Consider the following 25169-nt stretch of genomic DNA (forward strand, 5'->3'; position numbering starts at 1 on the left):
ATGGCGCCCGACCTCATCGGCCTGCTCGGCTTCAACGTCCTCGCGGGCATCGCCACGCTCGCGCTGATCACCCTGGGACTCGGGGTGATCTACGGGATGATGCGGATCATCAACCTCGCCCATGGCGAGTTCATGATGCTCGGCGCCTATACGGCGGTCGCCGCCTCCGATGCCGGCCTCAACATCTGGGTCGCCATGCTGGTGCTGCCGCCCCTGGTGGTCGGGCTGATCGGCCTCGTCCTCGAGCGCACCGTGATCCGCTTCCTCTACGGGCGGATGATGGACACGATGCTGGCGACCTGGGGCATCAGCCTCGGACTCATCGGCCTCGTCACGTCGATCTACGGGAACGTCGTGCGGGGCGTGTCGACGCCCGTGGGCAGCTTCGAGATCGGGCGGTACGGCGCAAGTCTCTACAGCCTCGTCATCGTGGCAGCGGCCTGCGCGGCCCTGGCCGGCCTCTACCTGCTGCTCCGCCTGACGAAGTTCGGGCTGATCCTGCGGGCGACGATGCAGAACCCGCGCATGGCCGCCTCCCTCGGGGTCTCTCCGGACCGGATCTACATGGCGACCTTCGCCCTCGGTGCAGGCCTCGCGGGTCTCGCCGGCGGCGTGCTGGCACCGATCTCCGGCATCTCGCCGGCCATGGGCGCGGCCTACATCTCGCGCGCCTTCATCACGGTGCTGGGCGGCGGACCGGCGATCCTCACCGGCACGGGCCTCGCCTCCACCCTGTTCGGCTTCATCAACGAACTCGTCTCGTTCAAGACCACCCCCGTCATCGGCGACGTGGCCCTCCTCGTCGCCGCGGTCCTGCTCATCCGCGTGCTGCCCCAGGGCATCACCGGCCGCTACCTGAGGCGCAGCCTATGACCCGTCCCCCGTCGCCGCTCCGCGCCCTGGCCCGCCCGGCTTCCCTCAGCTTCCTCGCCATGGTCGCCTCCGGCCTCGTCATCCTGTTCGGAGCCCCCCACGTCCTCGACACCTTCGGCCTCGTGCAGATGACGGGCTTCACCGCCATGGCGATGTTCGCCCTCAGCCAGGGCTTCATCTGGGGCTATGGCGGGGTGATGTCCTTCGGGCAGGCCGCCTTCCTGGGACTGGGCGGCTACGCCTACGCCGTCGGGGTCCTGAACATGGGCGACTCGACCGTGCCCGTGTTCCTCGCCATCGCGGTGCCGATGCTGTTCGCCGGGCTGCTCGGCTACTTCATGTTCTACGGCCGGATCTCGGACGCCTATATCGGGGTCATCACGCTGACGGTGTCGGTGATCCTGTTCCAGCTCGTGAACACCACCTCGGGCAGTCAGTACCGGATCGGAGAGGCCGAGCTCGGGGGCTTCAACGGCATCCCGGCCATCCCGGCCCTCAACCTGCCGGGCGATGCCGGCAACCAGCTCGACCCCGAGGGCATCTGGTACGCCGCGATGGGGAGCCTCGTCGTCGTCTACATGTTCCTGCGCGCCATCCTGGCAAGCCGGTTCGGCCGCGTGGTCGTGGCGATCCGCGAGAACGAGACCCGGGCGCAGCTCATCGGCTACGACCCGCGCCTCTACAAGCTCCTGGCCTTCATGATCTCGGCCGGCATCGCGGGCCTCGCCGGCTGCCTCTTCGCCAACTGGGGCGGTTTCATCAGCCCGACGGTGTTCGGCCTGACCATGTCGGCCCAGGTGATCATCTTCGTCCTCGTCGGCGGGCTCGGCACCCTGCTCGGGCCGATCCTCGGCGCGGTGCTGATCCAGTGGCTGACCATCGAGGCCGGCGCCCAGAACGTCATCGATTCCAACCTCGGCCTCGGCGCGATCCTCGTCACCTTCGTGCTGCTGATCCCGCAGGGGCTGGTGCCGGTGGCCCGCAACCTCGTCCTGCGCCTCGGCACGGCGCTCAGCGGCCGGCGCATGAGGGCCAAGCCCCTCGGGCCTGCCCCGGGTACGGCCCTTGCCGGGGAGGTCCGTCGATGAGCGTGTCTCCTGCGACGAAGCCCGTCCGCCCCCTGCTGGAAGCCAAGGGCGCCACCATGCGCTTCGGCGGCGTGACCGCCGTCAACGCGGTCGACTTCGTCCTCGGCGAAGTTGAGCTGCGCTGCCTCATCGGCCCGAACGGCGCCGGGAAGAGCACTTTCTTCAAGATGCTCACCGGCCAGCTCACGGCGAGCGCCGGACGCATCCATTTCCGCGACACCGACATCACGGCTGCGCACCCGCACGAGATCGCCCGCCTCGGGGTCGGCATCAAGACGCAGGTCCCCAACGTCTTCAACGGCCTGTCGGTGCGCGAGAACGTCTTCGTCGCGGCAGGGCGCAAGAAGTCGCTCGCCCGCACCCGCGCCATCGTCGAAGAGACGCTGACCCGCCTCAAGCTCACCGAGATCGCCACCCGCCTCGTCGGGCAGCTCGCCCACGGCCAGCGTCAATGGGTCGAGATCGCCACCGTCCTGGCCCAGGAGCCGGAGCTGATCCTCCTCGACGAGCCTGCCGCCGGGATGACGAAAGAGGAGGTCGAGCGCACCGCCGCTCTCATCCGCGAGATCAACCGCACCCACGCGGTCATCGTGGTGGAGCACGACATGCCGTTCATCCGGATGATCGCCAAGACCGTGACGGTGTTCAACCAGGGCCGCATCCTCATCGAGGGCGACGTCGACACGGTGCTGTCCGACACGCGCGTCCGCGACGTCTATCTCGGCAAGCAGGCCGCATGACCGCTCCCATCCTGACCGTCGACGACCTGCATTCCGGCTACGGCCGCATCCCGATCCTCGGCGGCGTGTCGCTGCAGGTCGGCGAGGGCGCGTTCGTCGGCATCCTCGGCCATAACGGCATGGGCAAGTCGACCCTGCTGCGGACGCTCACCGGCAACCTGCCCGCCGCGGCCGGATCAATCACGTTCGACGGGCGCGACATCACGCGGCTCTCCCCGACCGCCCGGGCCCGGGCCGGCATCGGCTACGTTCCTCAAGGCCGCGAGATCTTCCCGGCGTTGAGCGTCCACGAGAACCTGCGGATGGGCTGTCTCCTGTCCCGGGACAAGGAGGAGGCGGTCATCGCCGATATCCTCACGCTGTTCCCGCGCCTCAAGGCCTATCTCGACCGGCCGGGCGGCGCACTCTCGGGGGGCGAACAGCAGTTGCTGGCGCTGGCCCGCTGCCTCTGCGGGGCTCCCCGCATTCTCCTGCTCGACGAGCCCACCGAGGGCATCCAGCCCTCGATCATCGAAGAGATCATCGAGACGCTCCAGGCCATCGGCCGGCAACGCGGGCTCACGGTGCTGCTGGTGGAGCAGAACCTGAACTTCATCGCGTCGCTCTCGCAGCGCGTGCTGATCCTGCAGAAGGGCCGCATCACCCGCGAGGTGCCGCCCGATGTCGCCCGGGACCGGGCGATGATCGACGAATTCGTCGGCATGGCCTGAAGGCCATGCCCGTCTTGTTCCAGTCAGGAGACCTCCGGAATGGATGCCACGACACACAGCCCCTTCGACGTGGTCGAGATGACCCTGGCCGATGCGGCCGACGCCTTTGCCAGCGGTGTGACCTCCGAGGCGCTGACGCAGGCCTTCCTCGATCGCATCGCGGCGCATAACCCGCATTACAACGCCCTCATCATCATGAACCCGGATGCCCTGGCCGATGCCCGCGCCATCGACGCCCGGCGGGCGGCCGGCGAGGCCCTGGGGCCCCTCGCCGGCATCCCCGTGGTGATCAAGGACCCGATGGACATGGCCGGCCTGCCGACCACCGCCGGCTGGCACTTCCTGAGCGCCCGGGCCGGCGGCGTCGACCTCATCCCGGAGACCGACTCGCCCGTGGTGGCGCGGATGCGGGCCGCCGGCTGCGTCATGCTCGGCAAGACCAACGTGCCGGTGCTGAGCGCCACCGGCAGCCACGCCAACGACAGCTGGGCCGGCCCGACCCTGAATTCGGCAGCGCCCGAGAGCCTGCCGGGCGGCAGCAGCGCCGGGACGGCGACCGCCGTCGGTGCCAGCTTCGCGGTGCTGGGCCTCGCCGAGGAGACGGGCGGGTCGATCCAGAATCCCGCTTCGGCGCAGGGTCTGGTCGGCATCAAGCCAACCTTCGCCCTGGTGCCCAATGCCGGCGTGGTGCCGCTCGCCGGCAGCACCCGCGACGTGGTCGGCCCCATCGCCCGCTGCGTGCGCGACGCCGCGCTGACCCTCGACGTGCTGGCGGGCTACACACCCGCCGATCCGAAGACCGTGGCCGGCATCGGCAAGCGCCCCGGGGGCGGCTACACCGCCCGCCTCGACACCGGTGCGCTGAAGGGTCAGCGCCTCGGCCTGTTCGGACCGGGCTGGCGCGACCTGCCGCTCTCCCCGGAGGCGGGCACGCTCTATGCCCGCGCGCAGGACGAGATCACCGCCCGCGGCGCCACGCTGGTGGCCGATCCCTTCGCCGGGACCGGCTTTGCCGGGCTCGGCCGCCCCACGCCGGGCCTGAACCACTTCGACGCCCGCGGCATGGAATCGGTGCCCTACGACCTGCACCTCTATCTGCAGCGCCTCGGCCCGAGCGCCGCCCTCCGCAGCGTCGAGGCCTTCGCCGCGGCCACCGAGGCGGAGGATGCCTTCGGCCCCATCGGCGTCCTGCGCTACCTGCACAGCATCCCGGCCTTCGCGCCGATCCTGGCCAACCCGACCGTACCGCCGGATCTCTCCGCCTTCCTCACCCTGCGGGAGGCCTACCTGGCGATCTTCGACACGGTGATGGATGCGAACCGGCTCGACGGCCTCGTCTTCCCGCAGATGCGGAACGAACTTCCCCCCCTTCACGGCGACGAGGCGATCAACGAGACCACGGTGTGCGAGATCAATATCGCGGGCTTGCCCGGCGTGACGGTTCCGGCCGGGTTCTACGCCTCGGGGGCGCCGTTCAACCTGATCTTCGTCGGCCGGATGTGGAGCGAGGCCGACCTGCTCGGCTTCGCCTACGACTACGAGCAGGCGACGCGTCACCGCCGCGCTCCGGACCTGATCGGCTGAGGCTCGGTCGCGTGTACCGCGCGGGCAGGATTGCTCAACGGACCGGCAGGCGGCCCTGTTGATAAGCAATAAAACCACATAGCCCACAAACGTCACATTTTCCGTTTGACCTCCATCCCGTAACGCGGCGTAGTCGGTCAGCGGAGAAGTTCCGTCAGCGACCCGGTCGATGCCCCCGCCGGGGGCGGGCGAACTGCGCAGAGGCAGTGGGCCGGCCGTCCTCGGCGGTGCCGCCGGGTTTCGGGGTACGGCCTGTGGGTGTGGTTTCTGACCGAGCAGTCATACGCGCTCAAAACGAAATGCGAGAGCCGATGCATCATTCCGGTTGCATTACAACGCGAACGAGCATGGGATACCGCATGCCGCTTCCGCATTCCCGCGCGACCGCGGCCACGGATCACCGTTATCATCGGGTGAACGGTAGGACGGCCATCGAGCATGCTGACGGATCATCGCCACCAGGAAATCCTGTCCCGCCTCCACGGGACCGGCCGGGTCGGCGTCGCGGATGTGGCCCTCTTCCTGAAGGTCTCCGAGGAGACCATCCGCCGCGATCTGAAGGTGCTGGAGGAACGTGGCCTGCTCCGGCGCATCCATGGCGGCGCCGTGCCGCCGCGCCTCGACCAGGAGCGCCCGCTGCAGGAGCGCGGCAAGCTCAACACCCGCGAGAAGGGGCGGGTCGCGGTCCTGGCCGAGGCCCTGGTGCTGGACGGGATGTCGATCTTCATCGACACGGGCACCACCACGCTCGCCCTCGCGCGGCGGCTCACCGGGCGCAATCTCACGATCACCACCAACTCGGTGGACGTGGCCCTGCATTTCGGCGGCGGCCCGGCCCGGGTCAACCTGACGCCCGGCACCCTGCGGAGCAACGACAACGCGCTGGTGGGCTACGAGACCGTGGCCTATGCGCAGCGCTACTTCTTCGACATCGCCTTCATGGGGATCGCGGCCTGCGATCTCGAGCACGGCTGGATGGATTACGAGGAGCACGAATCGGTGCTGCGCCGGACCCTCAGGGGGCAGTCGCGCCGGGCCGTCCTGCTCGCCGATTCCCGCAAGTTCGGCCGGCAGGCCAATCTCTGCACCTTCGGGCTCGGCGAGAAGCTGAGCATCGTTACCGACAAGCCGCCGCCGGAGGCGTTCCAGGACGCGTTCGCGCGGCATGAGATCGAGACCATCCATACCTGAGGCCGGCGCGGCGAGCGCCCTCGCGGAGCTGCTCGAACGCTTCTCCGCCTGCGGCGCCACCCCGGGGGGGGGCGTGACGCGGCTCTGCGCCAGCCCGGCGGACGGGGCCGCCCGCGCGGTGTTCGCGGAGGGGGTCCGGGCGGCCGGCGGCGCCCTGCGGGTCGACGCGGTGGGCAACCAGTTCGGCCTGTTTTCGCTGACGGGCCAAGGGGATGCGCCCCTCGTCATGATGGGCTCGCACCTCGACAGCCAGAGCCGCGCCGGCCGCCTCGACGGCACCTACGGCGTCGCGGCGGCCCTGCAGGTGGGCGCCGGACTGATGACGGCCCGCCGCGCCGGAGCGCGCTTCACCGCCGATTTCTGCGCCGTGAACTGGACCAACGAGGAGGGGGCCCGCTTCCGGCCGAGCCTCCTCGGCAGCGGCACCTATCTCGGCCGGCACACGGTGGCGGAGGCCCTGGCCTGCCGCGACGACGACGGCATCAGCCTGGGCGCGGCGCTGGCGGCGATCGGCCTGGCGGGCGACGACGCACCGCCGCCGCGTCCGGCCTGCTACCTCGAGATCCACGTGGAGCAGGGCACCGCGCTGGAGGAGGCCGGGCGGACCATCGGCATCGTCACCCGGAACTGGGGCGCGACCAAGATCGAGGCGGTCTTCACCGGCGTTCAGGCCCATACGGGGCCCGGACGGATGGAGCGCCGGCGCGACGCGCTGCTCGCCGCAGCCTATGCGATCGCGGACATCCGGGCGCTGGCCGACGCGTGGCCCGGCCTGCTGTATACCGCGGTAGGTCGTGTCCAGGTCGCGCCGAATTCCGCCAACGTGGTCGCGGCACGGGTCGCGATCTCGGTGGAGCTCCGATCCGCCGACGACGCCATCCTGACGGAGGCCGGAGGCCGGGCCGACCGGCTCCTGGCGGGAGCCGCGGACCGGGCCGGCACCGGGCTGACGATCACCAGCCGGGGCGAGCGCCCGATCCGGGCGATGCCCGAGGCGGTCTGCGACCTCGTCGCCGCCTGCGCCGAGGCGCAGGGGCTCGGGGCCCTGCGGATGGACACGGTGGCGGGGCACGACGCCCTGAGCTTCCTCGGGATCTGTCCGACCGGACTCGTCTTCGTGCCGAGCATCGACGGCATCGCCCACAACGAGGCCGAGGCCACCGACCCGGCCGACCTCGCCGCCGGACTGGCCCTGATGCGGGAGGCGGCCGAGCGCCTGTGCCGCCGGGGCGGCGACCCGGTGCGGGCCGCGCAACCGGAGCCGACGGAATGAGGCCGCCCGAACCCGACTTCGCGACGCGAATCGCCGCCGCCCTGGCGCGCCTCCCGGGCTGGGAAGCCGGAACGGCGCAGATCGCCCTGGCGGCGGCGCCGGTCGCGTCCCCGACCCACCGGGCGGTGGCCTCGGACTGCGCCCGGGTCCGGCGCGACGGCGCCGATCCGGTCTTCGTCAAGCGGCGCCACGCCGACATGGCCGCCGACCTCCGGCCCGCCATGGCGGAGGCGACGCGCCGGGCCGGCGCTCTCGGCCTCGGGCCGGCCCTGCTGGCGGGAGGTGGGGCTGAGGGCGACGGCGTGGTCGTTCTGGCCGACCTGCCCGAGCCCTGGCGCTACGCCCGGGTCGGCGACCTGCAGGATGCGGACACGATGGCGCAGGTCCTCGGGGCCCTGCGGCGGCTGCACGGGGCGGAGCCCCTGGGCCAGACCTTCTGCCCGTTCGAGCGGATCGCCGCCCTCGCGGCGGAGGCCCGGGCCTGCGCCGCCCCGGTGCCCGACGACATCGACGCGCTCCTGGCGGATGCCGCGCTGATCCGGGGGGCGATCGCGGCGGCCGGCTTCGACCGCCGCTTCAGCCGCAACGACGGCACCGCCTCGAACCTCATGCTGCGCTTCGAAGGGAGCGGCCTCGCGCCGGACGGGGTCCGGCTCGTGGATTTCGACCTCGCGGGCGACTTCGACCCCTGGTTCGAGGTCGGCGCGCTCCTCAACGAGGCCACCGCGTTCGACCCGGAGCGCCGGCAGGCCATCGAGATCTATGCCGGGCGCTGCACCGAGGCCCTGCTCGCCCGCTGCCGCCTCTACGGCGCGGTGGACGACCTGATGTGGGGCCTGTGGGGGATCACCCGGGCCGTGACCGTGCGCCGGCCCGGCATCGAGTTCTTCAAGTACGGCCAGTGGCGGCTGCTGCATGCGCGCACCACCCTGGCGGCGCGCGACTTCGAGCTCTGGCTGCGCCAGCTGTGACGGCCGCGGGGAGGGGACGATGAGCTGGACACGGATGGGCGAGGGGCGGGGCGCCGCCGAGCAGGCCCTGGAGGCGATCCTCGCCCGGGTGCCGGCCTGGGCGGGCGCCCCCCTGCGCTACCGCGCCGTCTCGGGCGGCATCAGCAACACCAACTGGCGGGTCCAGGCGGGGGAGGGCACGGACGTCTTCCTCAAGGTCCCGGGACGCGGCACGGAGATGTTCATCACGCGGGACGCCGCCCACGAGGCGAGCCGGCGGGCGGAGGCCTGCGGCTTCGGGGTCGCGGTGCTCGACTACCTGCCCGAGGACGGCGTCGAGATCTTCGCCTTCCTGGACGACTTCCGGGCCTCCTCGAACCTCGACTTCCTGCGCCCGGTCGTGCGCCACAACGCGGTCCGGGCCCTGCGGGCCTTCAACGATGCGCCGGCCCTGACCCTGACCAAGACGATCTTCGACATGATCGAGGAGCATGTCGGGCAGGTCGAGGCCGTCGGCGGCCGGGTGCCGCCGGATGCGGCCTTCCTGATGCGCCGCTACGGCCAGGCCAAGGCGGCGCTCCTGGCCTCGGGCCTCGACCTCGTACCCTGCATGAACGACACGCTGGCCGGCAACTTCATGCTCGACGGGCAGGACCATGTCCGCCTCGTCGACTTCGAGTACGCCTCCAACAACGAGCGCGCCTACGAGCTCGCCCTGTGGTTCGACGAGATGGCGTTCTCGGCCGAGGTCGAGCGCGAGATGATCGCGGCCTATTGGGGCCGCTGGACCCCGCAGATCCACGCCCGCACCGAGGTGCTGAAGGCTTTGGGCGACCTCAAATGGGCGACCTGGGCGATGATCCAGGAGCGGGTCTCGACCCTCGACTTCGACTACTACAAGTACGGGACCTGGAAGCTCTCGCGGGCCCGGACCCTGTTCCACCATCCCGACTGGCCGCGCTGGCTGCGACTGCTGTGACCGCCGCCCGCGCCGCCGTCCCGTTCCCGCGTTCCCCTTCGCGCAAGGCCGATCCCATGTTCCCGACCCTCGCCCCACCGGCGGGCTTCGACGCCACCCCCGATGGGCTGATGGCCTTCGCCCACCACCTCGCCAACAGCGTGCGCCCCCTGGCGCGCCGGCACTTCCGCACGCCCCTGGCCGTCGAGGCCAAGGCCGATGCGAGCCCCGTCACCGAGGCCGATCGCGGCATCGAGGCCCGCTTGCGGGCCGAGATCCACCAGGCCTACCCGGGGCACGGCATCCTCGGCGAGGAGGAGGGGGGCGACTTCGCCCACGACCTGACCTGGGTGGTGGACCCCATCGACGGGACCCAGAGCTTCATCACCGGCATGCCGCTCTTCGGCACCCTGATCGCCCTGGTGCGGGGCGGGCGGCCGATCCTCGGCCTCATCGACATGCCGGCCCTGGCCGAGCGCTGGCACGGCAACGGCAGCAGCGCCTGGTTCGGCGGCAAGCCGATCCGCACCAGCCGGCGCGCCCTCGCCGAGGCCCGGCTGTTCGCGACCTCCCCCGACCTGTTCAAGGGGGCCGACGCCGAGGCCTTCGCGGCCCTCAGCGCCGCCGTGGGCCTGCGCCGCTTCGGCGGCGACTGCTACGCCTACGGCCTCCTCGCCTCGGGCCATTGCGACCTCGTGGTGGAGGCCGGCCTCAAGGTCTACGACGTCATGGCCCTCGCCCCCGTGGTGGAGGGGGCCGGCGGCGTGATGACCGACTGGGCCGGACGCCCGCTCACCCCGGACTTCGACGGTCGCGTCATCGCCGCCGCCAACCCGGAGCTGCACGCGGCGGCGTTGCGCCAGCTGACGGGGTTTGCCTGAGGCGACCATCCCGAACCGACGACGCTCGCAAGCTCTGCCCCCCTGCGGGTCTGGATCCCGGGCTCCGCTGCGCCGTCCCGGGATGCCGCGGGGCTGCCCGCGAACGTCGCCGGCGAGGCCGCACCAGCCGCGACCGCCCAGCCTTGCAGGTGATAAAGTCCGTCGTACCGCTGCCGAGGGCCGCGATCCGGCTCCGCCCTCACAGCGGCGGAACCGCCCTGGACTGGGGGTCGATCAGGGCTGCTCCCGCAAGGGGGACACGGCATCGGCGATCCGGTCCGGCGCCCGGGGGCGAGGGCGAGAACGAGGGCTCAGTGCCCGAGGCCGACGGCGCCCCGGGCCTCGAAGAAGGCGGCGTCGCTGACCCAGCTCTCGTCCGAGGCCACCAGGCGGAGCACGCCGGCGCTGTCGTCGAGGGCGTCGAGGAGCGGGCCGAAGGCGCGCCGGACATCATCATCGAAAGTATGGGCGAACTCGTCGCGCAGCTCGTAGCCAATCTTCGCCAAAACCAGGAGCGATTTGAAGCCCAAGTCCTGCATTTCGGTCCCCTTCGATGTGTTGTTTCCGGTCGTTGCTGAGCGTTCCACTTTCAGCGCGAGGATCTTAACAAGATGCTAACGACGGTAGTCTTGCCCTGCGTGCAGCGATCGCCGGGGGACACGAGACCCGCCCGGTCCCGGAGCGTCAGTCGGCGCCCTCGATCAGGCCGCGGATGCGGGTGGCGAGGGCTTCCAGGGCGAAGGGCTTGACCAGCACCTGCATGCCGGGGGCGAGGTGGCCGTGGTTGAGGGCGGCGTTCTCGGCATAGCCGGTGATGAACAGCACCTTCAGGCCCGGGCGGGACACCAGGGCCGCCTCCGCCATCTGGCGGCCGTTCATGCCGCCGGGCAGGCCGACATCGGTGACGAGGAGGTCGATGCGCACATCGGATTGCAGCATCTTGAGGCCCGAGGCGCCGTCGGCCGCCTCGATGGCGGCGTAGCCGAGATCCTCCAGCACCTCGGTCACGAGCATCCGCACCGTGGGCTCGTCGTCAACCACCAGCACCGTCTCGCCGACCTTGGCCCGGGCCGCCTCCGACAGGTCCGGCACCGTCTCCACCCCCTCCGCCTCGCCGAGATGGCGCGGCAGGTAGATGCACACCATCGTGCCCTCGCCGGGCTCGGAATAGATCCGCACCTGGCCGCCCGACTGCTTGGCGAAGCCGTAGATCATCGAGAGGCCGAGGCCGGTGCCCTCGCCGAGGGGCTTCGTGGTGAAGAACGGATCGAAGGCCTTGGCGGCGACGTCCGGGGTCATGCCGGTGCCGTTGTCCGAGACGCAGAGGGCGACGTACTGGCCCGGGTCGAGGTCGCGCTCGCGGGCCCCGCGGGCGTCGAGCCAGCGGTTGCCGGTCTCGACCACGATGCGGCCGCCTTCCGGCATGGCGTCGCGGGCGTTGATGCAGAGGTTGAGCAGGGCGTTCTCGAGCTGGCTCGGATCGACCAGGGTCGGCCACAGGCCGGCGGCGCCCACCACCTCCACCGAGACCGCCGGACCCACGGTGCGGCGCACCAGCTCCTCCATGCCCTCGACGAGGCGGTTCACGTCGGTGGGCTTCGGGGCCAGGGTCTGACGGCGCGAGAAGGCGAGGAGGCGATGGGTCAGGGCCGCGGCCCGGCGCGCCGCCCCCTGCGCGGCGCCGATATAGCGCTCCAGGTCGCCGACCCGGCCCTGGAGCATGCGGGTCTGCATCAGCTCCAGGGAGCCGACGATCCCCGCCAGCATGTTGTTGAAGTCGTGGGCGAGGCCGCCCGTGAGCTGGCCCACCGCCTCCATCTTCTGCGACTGGCGCAGGGCCTCCTCGGCCCGCATCAGCTCGGCCGTCCGCTCGGCGACGCGCTGCTCCAGGGTCTCGTTCAGGCTGCGCAGCTGCTCGGTGACCCGCGCCCGCTCGGCCTCGCCGGCGCGGCGCTCCTCCACGTCGATGAGCACGCCGGGAAAGCGCAGGGGGGTCCCGTCCGGGCCGTGCTCGACGCGGCCATTGGCTTCGAGCCAGTAGTAGCGGCCGTCGGCGCGGCGGGTCCGGTACTGGTGCGCGTATGCGCCGCCCCGGGCGATGGCGGCCTGGATGGCCTCGGCGAGGCCGGCGCGGTCGTCCGGGTGCACGGTCTCCACCACCCGGGCGAGGCTCAGGCCCTCGCGCCCGGCGGCGGGATCGAGGCCGAAGCTGCGGGCGAAGGCCTCGTCGACGCTGAAGCGGTCGGTCGGCAGGTCCCAGAGCCAGGTGCCGATGATCGCCCCGGCGGCCAGGGCGAGCTGCACCCGCTCGATGTTCTCCCGGGCCAGCGCCTCGCTGGTGCGCAGGGCGTCCTCCGCCCGGCGGCGGGCCGAGATGTCCCGGAACAGCACCGAGACCTGGCGCCGGCTCGCCGGCTCGATCCGGGCGGCGGAGACCTCGATGTGACGCCCGGCCAGGGGGAAGGCGCGCTCGAACCGGATCGCGGTGCCGGTGCGCAGGACGCCGCCGTAGAGCTCGAGCCAGCCCTCGGCCTCCGCCGGCGCGAGGTCGCGCAGGGTGCGGCCGACGATGTTCGGGATGCCGGTGTGGCGCTCGTAGCCGGCATTGGCCTCGAGATGGACGAAGTCGCTGGCCGGACCGTGCGGTCCGTCGAAGAACTCGATGATGCAGAAGCCGTCGTCCACGGCCTCGAACAGGGCGCGGTAGCGCGCCTCGCTGGTGGCCAGGGCGTCCCGGGCGGAACGCGCCTCGGTGACGTCCCGGGCGATGCCGGAGAAGCGCAGGGGGCGCCCCGCGGCATCGCGCTCGATCTCGCCCCGGCGGGCGATCCAGCGGAGTTCGCCGGTATCGGGCCGGCGGATGCGGTACTCGACGTCCCGGGGCGGCTCGCCCCGCCGGCGGCTCTCCGCCGTGGAGACGAGGTGGGCATCGTCGGGGATGACCAGGCGCTCGAAGGTGGAGGCCGGGTAGGTCGCAGCCTCGGGCAGGCCGTAGAGGCGGCAGAATTCCGGGGTCGGATGCAGGATGCCGTCGTCGATGCCGACCGAGAACACGCCGATGCCGCCGGCCTCCTGGGCGCGGCGCAGGCGCATCTCGGCGTCCTGCAGGGCGTCCCCGGCCCGGTGCTCCGCGGTGCGGTCGCTCACGACCTTGACGTAGCCGATGTGATGGCCGTCGCCGTCGCGCAGGGGCATCATCTCGCCCGAGGCCCAGAAGCGCGTGCCGTCGGCGCGCAGGTGCCAGCGCTCGTCCTCGGCGCGGCCCTGCTCCAGGGCGAGGCGCATCTCGATCCCGGGCCGGTCGATCGCGCGATCCTCGGGGGTGAACAGGTCGGCGATGTTGCGCCCGCGGATGTCGGCGGCGCTCCAGCCGAAGATGCGGGCGCCGCCGGCGTTCCAGTCGGTCACCACCCCGTCGCGATCCGTGCCCACGATGGCGAAGCGGGTGGTGCTGTCGAGGATCGCCTGCCGGTGCGGCACCGGGTCGGACCCCGGCGCGGCCCTGTCCGGCGCAGCGCCCGGCTCTCCGGCGGACCGGCGCGCCGCGTCCCGCAGGCGCGCGGCGTCCCGCTCCAGATCCGCGGCGCGGCGCAGGAGCGCGTCGGTCTCGGGCTGGCTCATGCCGGGACGTCCATCCTTCCGGGGTGTCGATCAGGGGCGACGGGTCTCGCCACGGGCGGTAGAGGGGCTGCCCGCCCGGGTCAAACCGGGCGAGGCGGACCCGCCGCCGCGAAACGGCGAGGGCCGGCCCCGCGGCGGCGGAACCGGCCCTCGATCCGGATCGGGCGTGGCGCGCGCGCCACAGCGCCGCTCACCGCGGGTCGGGCGGGCCCTCGCCCTTGCCGACGAAGGGGATGCCCTCGATCGGGCATTCCTCGGTGCCCACGCTCTGGCGGGTGATGGCCCGCACGGCGTCGCGGGCGGCGTCGGGATCCTCGATCCAGCGGCGGTAGAAGTCGTAGGGGCATTCCGACAGGCCGTGCCGGTTCTCCTTCGAGGCGATCATGCCGGTATAGCCGCGATGCAGCAGCTTGAAGAGGTGGTTCTCCGACTGCCCGTGGGCGCGGGCATCGCGGATCAGGAACTTCGACAGGGCAGCGTACTGGATGCCCATCTCCTCCTCGCCGCACTCGCCGAGGGTGCGGCCGTCGAAGCCGATCACCGCCGAGTGGCCGAAATAGGTGTAGACCCCGTCGAAGCCGGCGGCGTTGGCCACCGCCACGTAGGTGTTGTTGGCGAACGCCATCGCCTTCGACATCAGGATCTGCTGCTCCTTGGCCGGATACATGTAGCCCTGGCAGCGGATGATGAGCTCGGCGCCCCGCATGGCGCAGTCCCGCCAGATCTCCGGGTAGTTGCCGTCGTCGCAGATGATGAGGCTGATCTTCAGGCCCTTGGGGCCGTCGGAGACGTAGGTGCGGTCGCCCGGATACCAGCCCTCGATCGGGGTCCAGGGCATGATCTTGCGGTACTTCTGCACGATCTCGCCCTGGTCGTTCATCAGGATGAGGGTGTTGTAGGGCGCCTTGTTCGGGTGCTCCTCATGGCGCTCGCCCGTGAGGGAGAACACGCCCCAGACCTTCGCCTTGCGGCAGGCGGCGGCGAAGATGTCGGTCTCCGGCCCCGGGATCGTGGTGGCGGTCTCGTACATCTCCGCCGCGTCGTACATGATCCCGTGGGTCGAGTATTCGGGGAAGATCACCAGGTCCATGCCGGGCAGGCCGGACTTCATGCCGATCACCATGTCGGCGATCTTGGCGGCGTTCTCCAGGACCTCCTCCCGCGTGTGCAGGCGGGGCATCTTGTAGTTCACGACGGCGACGCCGACGCTGTCCTGACTCGACGAAATGTCTCCGTGCATCATGGCGTGATCCTCCGGTTTCCAGACGTGGCGCGTGCCGCGGGGTCGCGCGGCACGCGCGGGGACGAGGTCCCCCGGGGCCCTAGCCCGGCGCGAGGCCGAGGAGGGTTCCGAGGGGAACCACGAGGGTGAAGCCGCCATAGACGCCGTCCTTCGGCCGCCGGGCGGTGTAGGGATTCCAGAACGAGTTCGGATTGACGACGTACTGGACCACGGGCTCGAGGATCACGCCGGCCCCGACATCGATGTGGGCGTTCGCCTCGAAGATGAACTTGTCGCGCGAGAACGGCGCACCGGAGCCGCCCGCGAAGGCGTTCGCGTCCGCCAGGAAGTCCGCGTAGTTGGCGTTGATGCGCTGCCAGTTGGCCTTCAGCCCGTAGGTGTCGTTGGGCCGGGTCTGGTCGGGCGATTGCAGCAGGATGCCGGCGAACGAATTGAACCGGATCGGGATCGTCGGATCGAAGGCGTAGCCGGTGCCGGTGTAGACCGCGATCGCGGCCGGGTGGGGGTTGGCCGCCTCGGCGCCGCCGTCGGCGCGCCAGACCGTCTGCGAGGCGGTGAGCACCACGCCCGAGGTGCCCGACTTCTGCAGGGCCGGATCGCCGGGGAAGAGGCCCTTGGAGCGGCCCAGCGCCGTCTTGAAGTTATCCTCGTGGTCGGCGGTGTTGTAGAAGCCGGTGAGCGAGACGCGGCCCGGATAGGCTTCCTGGGAGAAGTCGGTCTTGCGGCCGATCTCGGTCATGACGACGGCGCCGGCGAGGCGCTCGTAGCCGAAATCATAGCCCGACAGCACGTTGGTGTTGGGGTTCACGCTGAAGGCGCCGGCCTGGATGTAGGTGGTCGGCGAGAGCTTGTAGGCGACGTTGGCCCCCCAGACCCCGTAGAGCGGCGAGGTGAAGCCGGCATTGAAGTAGAACATGTCCTGGAAGCAGGAATTGATCGAGTTGCACGGCGGCAGGCCGTAATACCGGTCCGGATGCGTGCGTCCGACCTCGACCACCAGGCGGTCGTCGAGCAGCTTCTGCTGGTAGGTGAAGAGCGACAGCCGGGCGAAGTTGGGGTTGTAGGGCGGCTGGTAGCCGACCGTGGTGTCGCCGATGTCGGCGGCCATGTTGAGGTTGCGCACCAGGCCGAAGAAGGTCTGGGTGAAGTTGATCGTCCCGCCCGAGATGCCCGCGAGCTTCTGCATGTCGGCGGTCATCGAGAGTACGAAGTAGGCCGAGTTCGACTGCTCGCCGGGCCGCAGGCCCATGCTCGGGTTGGCCTGGTAGAAGTCGTAGACGTTGACGTCGAAGGTCAGGCCGCGGGCCGCCATCTCGGTGGCCCAGGGCGCCAGCGGGCCGACGCGGACCGGGTCCTTCGGCTTGTCGGCGATGGCCGGGTCGGTGCGCGGCTGGGTCTGCTCGTTGAGCTGGCCCACCGGCGAGGCGGTCTGCGCCAGCGCCGCCCTCCCAGCCAGGACACCGGCGGCCGCCAAAGCCGCCGACAGGAGCGCATTCCGGGCGGCGCCCCATCCCGTCCGACGCCTCGGCACCGGTCCCCGTTCGATTCTCTGGATCATCGTACCACCCCGCGTTCCAGCATCGATCCCGCCTCAGACCCATCGCATCCACTTCAGGCGTGGAATTATATCTCGATAGGCCCAGACACTGTGCAGATCTGCTGTCGGGAAATACTTTGCAAAGGTAATGCCAGTGCTTAATTTAGTGGCTAATCATCCAGGGACGTGCAGATGGAAAGCTTTTAGCGGCTGGCGTTGCTTGCGTTTTGGCCTTCGTCGACCCGCTGCAGCAGCCGCACCCGGCCCCATGCCCGGACACCCGTCGGGGCGCGTGACGGCTGCGCTCGTTGGTGGCGTGCGCCTTGCGCAGGCCGGCATCCATGGAGGCGAGGTTCGGCGCGGTCAGGAAGGCGCGGCCGCAGGTGGTCCCGCAATCCGGGCAATCGTGCGGATCCTGGAACTCGGCCATCGGGCGCAGCACCGTGAACGGGCCGCAGGCGTCGCAGGCGTAATCGTAGACGGGCATCGGGGCCTCTCGGTGATGTCTGCTGGAGGGCGGGCGGCGGCACGGCTCGCCTCCCCGGCGGATCTCGGACCGGCGTGAGATCCGTCGAGCGCGTGGGGAGGCGGTGGAGGGAGGGGGCGTTCCGAGAGCCTGCGCATCCCGAGGGACGCCCAATCCCCCGCCCTGACCCCGCCCCACGAGGGGAGGGGGATCGGCGCCGGATCGGGCGCGCCGGTTCTCAGAGGTCCGGCGACAGGGGCATCTGGATCGAGCCGTCGAGGAACTTCGTCGGTCCGTCGGCACCGGGATTGATGTCGAAGTCGAAGATCTTCGTCGGGATCCAGAGGGTGGCGCAGGCGTTCGGGATGTCGACGACCCCCGAGATGTGACCCTGGACCGGCGCGGTGCCGAGGATCGAGTAGGCCTGGGCACCCGAGTAGCCGAACTTCTTCAGGTACTCGATCGCGTTGAGGCAGGCCTGGCGGTAGGCCACCGTCACGTCGAGGTAATGCTGCTTGCCGTACTCGTCGACGGAGACGCCCTCGAAGATGAGGTGGTCGTCGAACTTCGGCGTGATCGGCGACGGCTTGAAGATCGGGTTCTTGATCCCGTACTTGGCCATGCCGTCCTTGATCAGGCTGACCTTGAGGTGGACCCAGCCCGCCATCTCGATGGCGCCGCAGAAGGTGATCTCGCCGTCGCCCTGGCTGAAATGCAGGTCGCCCATCGAGAGGCCGGCGCCGGGCACGTAGACCGGGAAGTAGATCTTCGAGCCGCGCGACAGGTCCTTGATGTCGCAATTGCCGCCGTGCTCGCGCCCCGGCACGGTGCGGGCGCCCGTGGCCGCCGCCGCGTCGCGGCCCTCGCCCTTGAGCCGGCCCATATGGGCGGTCGGCGCGAAGGGCAGGGTGGCCAGCGCCGGGACCCGGTTGGGGTCGGTGTCGAACAGCGCCTTCTCGCGGGTGTTCCAGGTCTCCAGCATCTTCGGATCGGGCAGGCAGCCGATCAGGCCGGGATGGATCAGGCCGGGGAAGCGCACGCCGGGGATGTGGCGCGACTTGGTGAACATGCCCTCGAAGTCCCAGATCGATTTCTGGGCCTGGGGGAAGTGCTCGTCGAGGAAGCCGCCGCCGTTCTTCTTGGAGAAGAAGCCGTTGAAGCCCCACTGGCTCTCGGGCTTGGCGCCGATGTCGAGGAGGTCGACCACGAGGAGGTCACCGGGCTCGGCGCCCTCGACGCCGATCGGGCCGGAGAGGAAGTGCACGATCGAGAGATCGATGTCGCGCACGTCGTCGGCGGAATCGTTGTTCTTGATGAAGCCGCCGGTCCAGTCATAGGTCTCGACGATGAAGTCGTCGCCGGGCTTGACCATCGCCACCATCGGGATGTCGGGGTGCCAGCGGTTGTGCACCATGTCGTTGTCGTAGGCCGATTGGGTCAGATCGACCTTGATCAGGGTCTCGGGCATGTTGCGTCGGTGCTCCCTTCCCAGACGTGAGGACACGCGTCCCCGTTCTCGCCGGCGGTGAGATCCGTCGGCGGGTGATGTGCCGGTGGTCGTCGGGCCGGGCGCGGTGCACCCCGGCCCGGGGCCGGTCAGCTCGCGAGCAGCGCCTTGAGGGCTGCGTCGAGTGTGGCGATGTCGTCGGGGCTCGTGCCGGGACCGCCCGCGAAATGCCCCCACCAGGTCTCGATGACGCGCAGCTCCGCGTTCGGCATGGCCGCCGCCTCGAGGGCGTTGTCCTCGGGGGGAAAGTAGAGGTCGGTGGAGGCCGGCATCAGGATCGCCTTCGCGCGGATGGCACCGAGGGCGGCCTTGAGATCACCGTTGAAGCGGTCATTGGCGCTGATATCGCCGTTCTGCCAGGTCCAGAGCATGGCCAGAAGGTCGTTGGCGTCCCGGGTGTAGAACAGCCCCTCCCAGAACCCGACAAGGAAGTCCTCCAGCGAGGCGTAGCCCATATGGGTCTTGTCGGCCTCGATCCGGTAGAAGGTCTGCGACAGGCCCCAGCCGGCATAGACCCGACCGAAGGCGCGCAGGCCCCGGTTCGGCGGGCGGGTGTACCAGCCCTCGGCGTAGGCGGCATCGGCCTGCAGGGCGGCCTTGGCCCCTTCCAGGAAGACGAAGTTGTGCCGCGAGCACTTGGCCGAGCCCTGAAACGGCAGGATGCGCGGCACCATGTCGGGGTAGAGCGCACCCCAATGGTAGGTCTGCAGGGCGCCCATCGACCAGCCGGTCACCAGCATCAGGGTCTCGATGCCGAAACGCTCGGTGACGAGCCGATGCTGCGCCGTGACGTTGTCGTAGGCGGTGACGTTGGGAAAGCGCGGCCCGTTCCAGGGCGGCGGCGTATTGCTCGGCGAGGACGAGAGCCCGTTGCCGAACATGTTCGGGATGATGATGAAGTACTTGTCCGGGTCGAGGGCCTTGCCGGGGCCGATCAGCCACTCGTTCTCGGTGTGCTGGCCCGAATACCAGGTCGGGTAGACGATGGCGTTGTCCCGGGCGGCGTTGAGCGTGCCGAAGGTCTTGTAGGCGAGCTTGGCGCTGCGCAGCGTCTTCCCGCACTGGAGGACGAAGTCGCCGAGCTCGAAGATCTCGTAATCGGCCATCTCGGCCCCTTTTGGCATGTCGGGTCCCGTCAGACGGAGAGGAAGCGGGCGACCTGGGCCTCGTCGATATCGGCGCGCAGGGATTCATGGACGATGTGGCCGTTCTCGATCACCAGGACTCGGTCGGCGACATCGAGGGCGAAGCTGAGCACCTGCTCGGAGACCACGATGGAGAGCCCGCGGTCGTCGCGGATCTTCTTCAGGGTGCGGCCCATCTCACGGATGATCGAGGGCTGGATGCCCTCGGTGGGCTCGTCGAGGAGGAGGACCTTGGGCCGGCTCGCCAGCGCCCGGGCAATGGCGAGCTGCTGCTGCTGGCCGCCCGACAGGTTGCCGCCGCGCCGGCCCTTCATCTCCAGGAGGACCGGGAACATCGTGTAGAGTTCCTGCGGCACCCGGCGCTCCCCGGTGACGGTGAGCCCGGTCTCGATGTTCTCCTGCACGGTCATGGCGGAGAAGATCATCCGGCCCTGCGGCACGTAGGCGAGGCCCTTGGCCACGCGCTGGTGGCTCTTCAGGCCCTCGACCCCGGCGCCGTCGACCTGGATCGTCCCGGACTTGACCGGCACGATGCCCATCAGGGTCTTCATCAGCGTGGTCTTGCCCATGCCGTTACGGCCCATCACGGCGACGATCTCGCCGGGTGCCACGGCGATGTCGAGGCCGTGCAGGACCTCGCTCTGGCCATAGGCCGCGTGCAGGTCGCGGATCGCCAGCATCGGCGGGACGCCGCCCTGGATCAGGGGCGCGGGCGAGAAGGCCGGCGAGGGGGCGGGCGTGGTCTGGAGCATGGCGCCGTTTCCTCTCAGTGGCCGAGATAGACTTCGATGACCTTCGGGTCGTTCTTGACCCGCTCCATCGAGCCCTCGGACAGGACCTTGCCCTGGTGCAGCACGGTGACCCGGTGGGCGATGTCCTCGACGAACTTCATGTCGTGCTCGATCACCAGCACCGAGCGGCCCTTGATGATCTGGTTGAGCAGCTCGGCGGTCTTGATGCGCTCGCCGACGCTCATGCCCGCCACCGGCTCGTCGAGCATCAGCAGTTCCGGGTCCTGGATCAGCAGCATGCCGATCTCGAGCCACTGCTTCTGGCCGTGACTGAGGAACTCGGCCCGCTCGAGGAGCTGGTCCTTGAGGAAGATCATGCTGGCGACCTCCTCGATCCGGTCGCGGACCTCGGCGTCGCGCTTGAAGGTCAGGGCGCCGAAGACCGAGCGGCCCCGCGGAAAGGAGATCTCCAGGTTCTCGAACACCGTGAGGTCGTCGTAGATCGACGGGGTCTGGAACTTGCGGCCGACGCCGGCCTGGACGATGGCGCTCTCGGAGAGCTTGGTGAGTTCCTGGCCCTTGTACTTGATGGAGCCGGCGCTGGCCTTGGTGCGCCCGCAGATCAGGTCGAGCACGGTGGTCTTGCCGGCCCCGTTGGGACCGATGATGACCCGGATCTCGTTGGGGTCGACGTAGAACGAGACGTCGTTGACCGCCTTGAACCCGTCGAAGGAGACGGTGAGGGATTCCACCGCCAGGAGGAAGTCCTTCTCGGCCGGATCGGCGCCGATGCGGTGCGAGGGCAGGAGGGCTGCGTTCATCGGAGGTCCTACTCGGCCGCGTGGGTCAGGGCGACGGCGGGGGCGGGCTCCAGGGCCTTCACGCGCCGGGTCAGGCGGGGCTCGACGTAGGTGCGGTAGATGCCCGCCAGGCCGTTCGGGAAGGCCAGCACCACGGCGATGAACAGGGCGCCGAGACCGAAGAGCCAGAGCTCCGGAAAGCTCTCCGAGAAGCTGGTCTTGGCCCAGTTGACGAGGAGGGTGCCCCAGACGGCGCCGAACAGCGACAGGCGCCCGCCCACGGCGGCGTAGATCACCATCTCGATCGAGGGCACGATGCCCACGAAGGAGGGCGACATGAACCCGACCTGCAGGGTGAACATCGCCCCCCCGATGGCCGCGAACACCGCCGCGAGGCAGAACGCGAAGGTCTTGAAGCTCGCCACCTGGTAGCCCGAGAATCGGACCCGGTCCTCCTTGTCGCGCATGGCCAGGAGGATGCGCCCGAGCTTCGACTTCTTCACCATCTGGGCGAACAGGATGCAGCCGACGAGCAGCCCCGCATTGACGAAGTAGAGGATGTTATGGGCGCTGTCGGTGCGGATGTCCCAGCCGTGCAGGGTGCGCAGGTCGGTGATGCCGTTGATGCCGCCGGTGTAGCCCTGCTGGCCGACGATGAGGATCGTCAGGATGGCGGCGATGGCCTGGGTGATGATGGCGAAGTAGGTGCCGCCGACGCGGCGGCGGAACATCGCCGTGCCGATGACGAAGGCGAAGAGCGCCGGCACCACCAGCACCGCCAGGAGGGTGAAGGGCAGGCTCTGGAACGGCTTCCAGAACCAGGGCAGGGCAGTGATCTGGTTCCAGTCCATGAAGTCGGGGATGCCGGGCGTCGACTGGATCTTGGTGTTCTCGATGCTGGAGGCCTCCAGCTTGAGATACATCGCCATCAGGTAGCCGCCGAGGCCGAAGAACACGCCCTGGCCCAGGGAGAGGATGCCGCCGAAGCCCCAGCAGATGACGAGGCCGAGGGCCACGAAGGAATAGGTCAGGTACTTGCCGACGAGGTTGAGGCGGAAGGCGTCGAGCAGCAGCGGCAGCACCACGAAGATGACGGCCACGAGGAGCGCAAGGCTCACCCATTCCATCGGCTTCATGAAGGGGTTGTCGTTCACGACGGGGGTGGGGGATGTGGAGCGGGTCATGACGTTCAGGCTCCTCAGCGCCGGACCTTGAGGGTGAAGAGGCCCTGCGGCCGCAGCATCAGGATGCCGACCACCGCCAGCAGCGTGATCACCTTCGCGGTGGAGCCCGAGAGGAAGAATTCGAGGGTCGACTGCGTCTGCGAGATCGAGAAGGCCGAGGCGATGGTGCCGAGCAGGGAGGCGGCGCCGCCGAAGACCACGATCAGGAAGGTGTCGACGATGTAGAGCTGGCCCGAGGTCGGCCCGGTGGAGCCCACCATGGTAAAGGCCGAGCCGGCGATGCCGGCAATGCCGCAGCCGAGGCCGAAGGTCAGGCGGTCCACCTTCTCGGTGTCGATGCCGACGGCGCCGGCCATCGCGCGGTTCTGCACCACGGCGCGGACCTGGGCGCCGAAGCGGGAGCGGTACATCAGGATCGCGACGCCGACGGTGATCAGGGTGGTGATGGCCATCACGAACATGCCGTTGATCGGGATCTCGATGGTGTCGGTGACCTGCACGGAGCCGATGAGCCAGGCGGGCAGCTCCACGCCGACCTCGCGGGCGCCGAAGATCGAGCGGTAGGCCTGCTGCAGGATCAGCGAGAGGCCCCAGGTGGCCAGCAGCGTGTCGAGCGGGCGCTTGTAGAGGTGGCGGATCAGCGCCCATTCCACCAGCATTCCGAGCGCCCCGGAGGCCAGGAAGGCCAGGGCCATCGCCACGAAGAAGTAGGCCGGGAACAGGGCCGGCAGGTGGCTCTGGAAGAAGCCCGAGCAGAGATAGGTCATGTAGGCGCCGAGGATCATGAACTCCCCGTGGGCCATGTTGATCACCCCCATCTGGCCGAAGATGATCGCCAGCCCCAGGGCCATCAGCACGTAGACCGAGAACAGGATCAGCCCGGCGAAGCCCTGCATCGCGAAGATCGCGCCAAGATCACCGAGGGAGTAGTCGCCGAACATGGGTTCGTTCTCCGAAGGATGCCGCCGAAGGATGTGCAAGCATCGGGCCGATCAACACCGTAGACGTCCCCCTCCCCACGCAAGGGGAGGGGGGAGCAGGTCCTGGGGGAGCGGGTTCTACTGGTAGCTGTCTCTACTGGTAGCTGTCTCTACTGGTAGCCCTTGGGGAACGGATCGGGCTTGATCAGCTCGGGGCTCGTGTAGACGATCTCGAACTGGCCATCCGGCAGCGCCTTGCCGACGCGGGTCTTCGACCAGAGGTGATGGTTCGGATCGATCCGGACGTAGCCCTCGGGCGCGGCCTTGAACTCGAGGTCCGGCGAGGCGGCGACCACCTTGTCGACGTCGAAGGAGCCGGCCTTCTCGCAAGCCATCTTCCACAGGAACGGCCCGAGATAGGCCGCCTGGGTCACGTCGCCGATGACGGTCTTCTCGCCCCACATCTTCTTGAAGGCCGAGACGAAGGCCTTGTTGTTCGCGTTGTCGATCGACTGGAAGTACTTCATGCAGGAATAGGCGCCGGCGATGTTCTCGCCACCGATGCCATCGATCTCGTCCTCGGTGACCGAGATCGTCAGGAGGATTTGCTTCGACAGGTCGATGCCGGCCGCCTTGAGCTGCTTGTAGAACGCCACGTTGGAGCCGCCGACCACGTCGGCGAAGATCACCTTCGGCTTGGTGAGCTTGATCTTGTTGATCACCGAGTTGAACTGCGTGTGGCCGAGGGGGAAGTACTCCTCGCCGACGACCTTGCCCTTGAGCACGTTCTCGACATGCTTGCGGGCGATCTTGTTCGAGGTCCGGGGCCAGATGTAGTCCGAGCCGATGAAGAAGAACGTGTCGCCGCCCTTCTCCTTGTTGACCCAGTTCAGGCCCGCGAGGATCTGCTGCGTGGCCTCCTGGCCGGTGTAGAAGACGTTCTTGGACTGCTCCAGGCCCTCGTAGAAGGTCGGGTAGTACAGGAGGCCGTTGTACTGCTCGAAGACCGGCAAGGCGGCCTTGCGCGAGGCCGAGGTCCAGCAGCCCATCACGGCGGCGCAGTGATCGTTGACGAGGAGCTTCTTGGCTTTCTCCGCGAAGGTCGGCCAGTCGGAGGCGCCGTCCTCCTGGATGATCTTGATCTTGCGGCCGAGCACGCCGCCCGCCTCGTTGATCTGCGAGATCGCGAGCTTCTCGGCCTGGATCGAGCCGGTCTCGGAAATCGCCATCGTGCCGGTGGCGGAGTGCAGGATGCCGACCGTGACCTCGGTGTCGGTCACCGCGAGGCCGGTGGTGTTCACCGCCGAGGTCGGCGGCGCGGCCGCGAAGCTCATGCGCGGCATCAAGGCGATCGCCGGAGCGCCGGCCAGACCCATGAGAAGCCTGCGCCGGAGCGCCGATTGCAGGCCGTTGCCCTTGTCCTCTGCCATCGTGCCCAAAACCCCTGTCGGTCGTCGCACGGCGCATCGGACGGCCGTGGATCGACGGAGCGGAGGCTAGGCCGCGTGGTGCGGTGCGGCCTATACGCTGTTTTGCGTATGTCGGACCCCGGCGGACGGGCCCATGCTGTCGAACTCCCCGCGAGTCTCCCCCACTAGGCTTCGGACGCCGCCGCTTCGGACCGCACCCCGCGGGACCGATCGCCCCGGAGGCCATCGCCGCTCCGCCCGCCGAGCGCGACGCGCGCCCGCATGGGCGCACGGGAATCCAGGCACGGTCCTTGCTTGGCTGGGGAGGACGGAGCGCCGCGGTTTCGGACGAGCCGGG

General features: G+C 69.6%; 22 protein-coding genes. 10 read left to right on the forward strand and 12 right to left on the reverse strand.

Annotated features, from left to right (window positions below):
• From ASF58_RS07375 to ASF58_RS07420, 10 genes are all read left to right on the forward strand, one after another.
• Positions 1–873 (forward strand): branched-chain amino acid ABC transporter permease, encoded by an 873-nt coding sequence (locus ASF58_RS07375; RefSeq protein ID WP_055949722.1) that lies wholly within the window; start codon positions 1–3, stop codon positions 871–873.
• Entirely contained in the window at positions 870–1961 is a 1092-nt protein-coding gene (locus ASF58_RS07380) for an urea ABC transporter (RefSeq protein ID WP_055949725.1), read from the forward strand. Before ASF58_RS07375 ends, ASF58_RS07380 begins: the two co-directional genes overlap by 4 nt.
• On the forward strand, positions 1958–2701 hold the full coding sequence (locus tag ASF58_RS07385; RefSeq protein ID WP_055949727.1) for an ATP-binding cassette domain-containing protein: 744 nt from the start codon (positions 1958–1960) through the stop codon (positions 2699–2701). Before ASF58_RS07380 ends, ASF58_RS07385 begins: the two co-directional genes overlap by 4 nt.
• Positions 2698–3411 carry an ABC transporter ATP-binding protein gene (locus ASF58_RS07390; protein WP_055949730.1) on the forward strand — a complete coding sequence of 238 codons (714 nt, stop codon included), beginning with the start codon at positions 2698–2700 and terminating at the stop codon, positions 3409–3411. Before ASF58_RS07385 ends, ASF58_RS07390 begins: the two co-directional genes overlap by 4 nt.
• A gap of 39 nt (positions 3412–3450) precedes the next feature.
• Positions 3451–4995, forward strand: coding sequence for an amidase (locus ASF58_RS07395; RefSeq protein WP_055949732.1), 1545 nt, complete (start codon positions 3451–3453; stop codon positions 4993–4995).
• 438 nt (positions 4996–5433) lie between these two features.
• The gene (locus ASF58_RS07400; protein WP_055949735.1) at positions 5434–6186 is read left to right on the forward strand and encodes a DeoR/GlpR family DNA-binding transcription regulator; all 753 of its coding nucleotides are present in this window, start codon (positions 5434–5436) and stop codon (positions 6184–6186) included.
• Positions 6161–7459, forward strand: a complete 1299-nt coding sequence (locus tag ASF58_RS07405) for a Zn-dependent hydrolase (RefSeq protein WP_055949737.1) — start codon at positions 6161–6163, stop codon at positions 7457–7459. Before ASF58_RS07400 ends, ASF58_RS07405 begins: the two co-directional genes overlap by 26 nt.
• The gene (locus ASF58_RS07410; RefSeq protein WP_055949739.1) at positions 7456–8430 is read left to right on the forward strand and encodes a phosphotransferase; all 975 of its coding nucleotides are present in this window, start codon (positions 7456–7458) and stop codon (positions 8428–8430) included. Before ASF58_RS07405 ends, ASF58_RS07410 begins: the two co-directional genes overlap by 4 nt.
• Positions 8431–8449: 19 nt before the next feature.
• On the forward strand, positions 8450–9388 hold the full coding sequence (locus ASF58_RS07415) for a choline kinase family protein (protein ID WP_082512898.1): 939 nt from the start codon (positions 8450–8452) through the stop codon (positions 9386–9388).
• Between the two features lie 56 nt (positions 9389–9444).
• Entirely contained in the window at positions 9445–10248 is an 804-nt protein-coding gene (locus ASF58_RS07420) for an inositol monophosphatase family protein (RefSeq protein WP_055949742.1), read from the forward strand.
• Positions 10249–10559: 311 nt separating this feature from the next.
• Here the strand turns inward: ASF58_RS07420 and ASF58_RS07425 are convergent, their stop codons facing one another.
• From ASF58_RS07425 to urtA, 12 genes are all read right to left on the reverse strand, one after another.
• Entirely contained in the window at positions 10560–10778 is a 219-nt protein-coding gene (locus ASF58_RS07425; RefSeq protein ID WP_162242033.1) for a hypothetical protein, read from the reverse strand.
• A gap of 154 nt (positions 10779–10932) precedes the next feature.
• A complete protein-coding gene (locus ASF58_RS07430; RefSeq protein ID WP_055949746.1) occupies positions 10933–13869 on the reverse strand; it encodes a PAS domain S-box protein in 2937 nt (978 codons plus the stop codon).
• Between the two features lie 190 nt (positions 13870–14059).
• Positions 14060–15112: an aliphatic amidase gene (locus tag ASF58_RS07435; protein ID WP_055949747.1), complete on the reverse strand. Its 1053-nt coding sequence runs from the start codon at positions 15110–15112 to the stop codon at positions 14060–14062.
• A 79-nt stretch (positions 15113–15191) separates the two neighbouring features.
• Positions 15192–16670 (reverse strand): carbohydrate porin, encoded by a 1479-nt coding sequence (locus ASF58_RS07440; RefSeq protein ID WP_055949749.1) that lies wholly within the window; start codon positions 16668–16670, stop codon positions 15192–15194.
• 142 nt (positions 16671–16812) lie between these two features.
• Positions 16813–17136 (reverse strand): zinc ribbon domain-containing protein, encoded by a 324-nt coding sequence (locus ASF58_RS24800; RefSeq protein ID WP_082512899.1) that lies wholly within the window; start codon positions 17134–17136, stop codon positions 16813–16815.
• A gap of 217 nt (positions 17137–17353) precedes the next feature.
• On the reverse strand, positions 17354–18583 hold the full coding sequence (fmdA, locus tag ASF58_RS07445; protein WP_055949752.1) for a formamidase: 1230 nt from the start codon (positions 18581–18583) through the stop codon (positions 17354–17356).
• A gap of 128 nt (positions 18584–18711) precedes the next feature.
• A complete protein-coding gene (locus tag ASF58_RS07450; protein WP_055949755.1) occupies positions 18712–19728 on the reverse strand; it encodes an alpha/beta fold hydrolase in 1017 nt (338 codons plus the stop codon).
• 29 nt (positions 19729–19757) lie between these two features.
• Positions 19758–20447: an urea ABC transporter ATP-binding subunit UrtE gene (urtE, locus tag ASF58_RS07455; RefSeq protein WP_055950073.1), complete on the reverse strand. Its 690-nt coding sequence runs from the start codon at positions 20445–20447 to the stop codon at positions 19758–19760.
• A gap of 86 nt (positions 20448–20533) precedes the next feature.
• Positions 20534–21319 (reverse strand): urea ABC transporter ATP-binding protein UrtD, encoded by a 786-nt coding sequence (gene urtD / locus ASF58_RS07460; RefSeq protein ID WP_055949758.1) that lies wholly within the window; start codon positions 21317–21319, stop codon positions 20534–20536.
• A gap of 8 nt (positions 21320–21327) precedes the next feature.
• On the reverse strand, positions 21328–22482 hold the full coding sequence (urtC, locus tag ASF58_RS07465) for an urea ABC transporter permease subunit UrtC (protein ID WP_055949761.1): 1155 nt from the start codon (positions 22480–22482) through the stop codon (positions 21328–21330).
• A 14-nt stretch (positions 22483–22496) separates the two neighbouring features.
• Positions 22497–23423: an urea ABC transporter permease subunit UrtB gene (gene urtB, locus ASF58_RS07470; protein ID WP_055949763.1), complete on the reverse strand. Its 927-nt coding sequence runs from the start codon at positions 23421–23423 to the stop codon at positions 22497–22499.
• Between the two features lie 149 nt (positions 23424–23572).
• On the reverse strand, positions 23573–24832 hold the full coding sequence (gene urtA / locus ASF58_RS07475) for an urea ABC transporter substrate-binding protein (protein ID WP_055949766.1): 1260 nt from the start codon (positions 24830–24832) through the stop codon (positions 23573–23575).
• Positions 24833–25169 lie beyond the last annotated feature (337 nt).

It is taken from the genome of Methylobacterium sp. Leaf125 (genome assembly GCF_001423085.1).
In the GTDB taxonomy this organism is placed as follows: domain Bacteria; phylum Pseudomonadota; class Alphaproteobacteria; order Rhizobiales; family Beijerinckiaceae; genus Methylobacterium.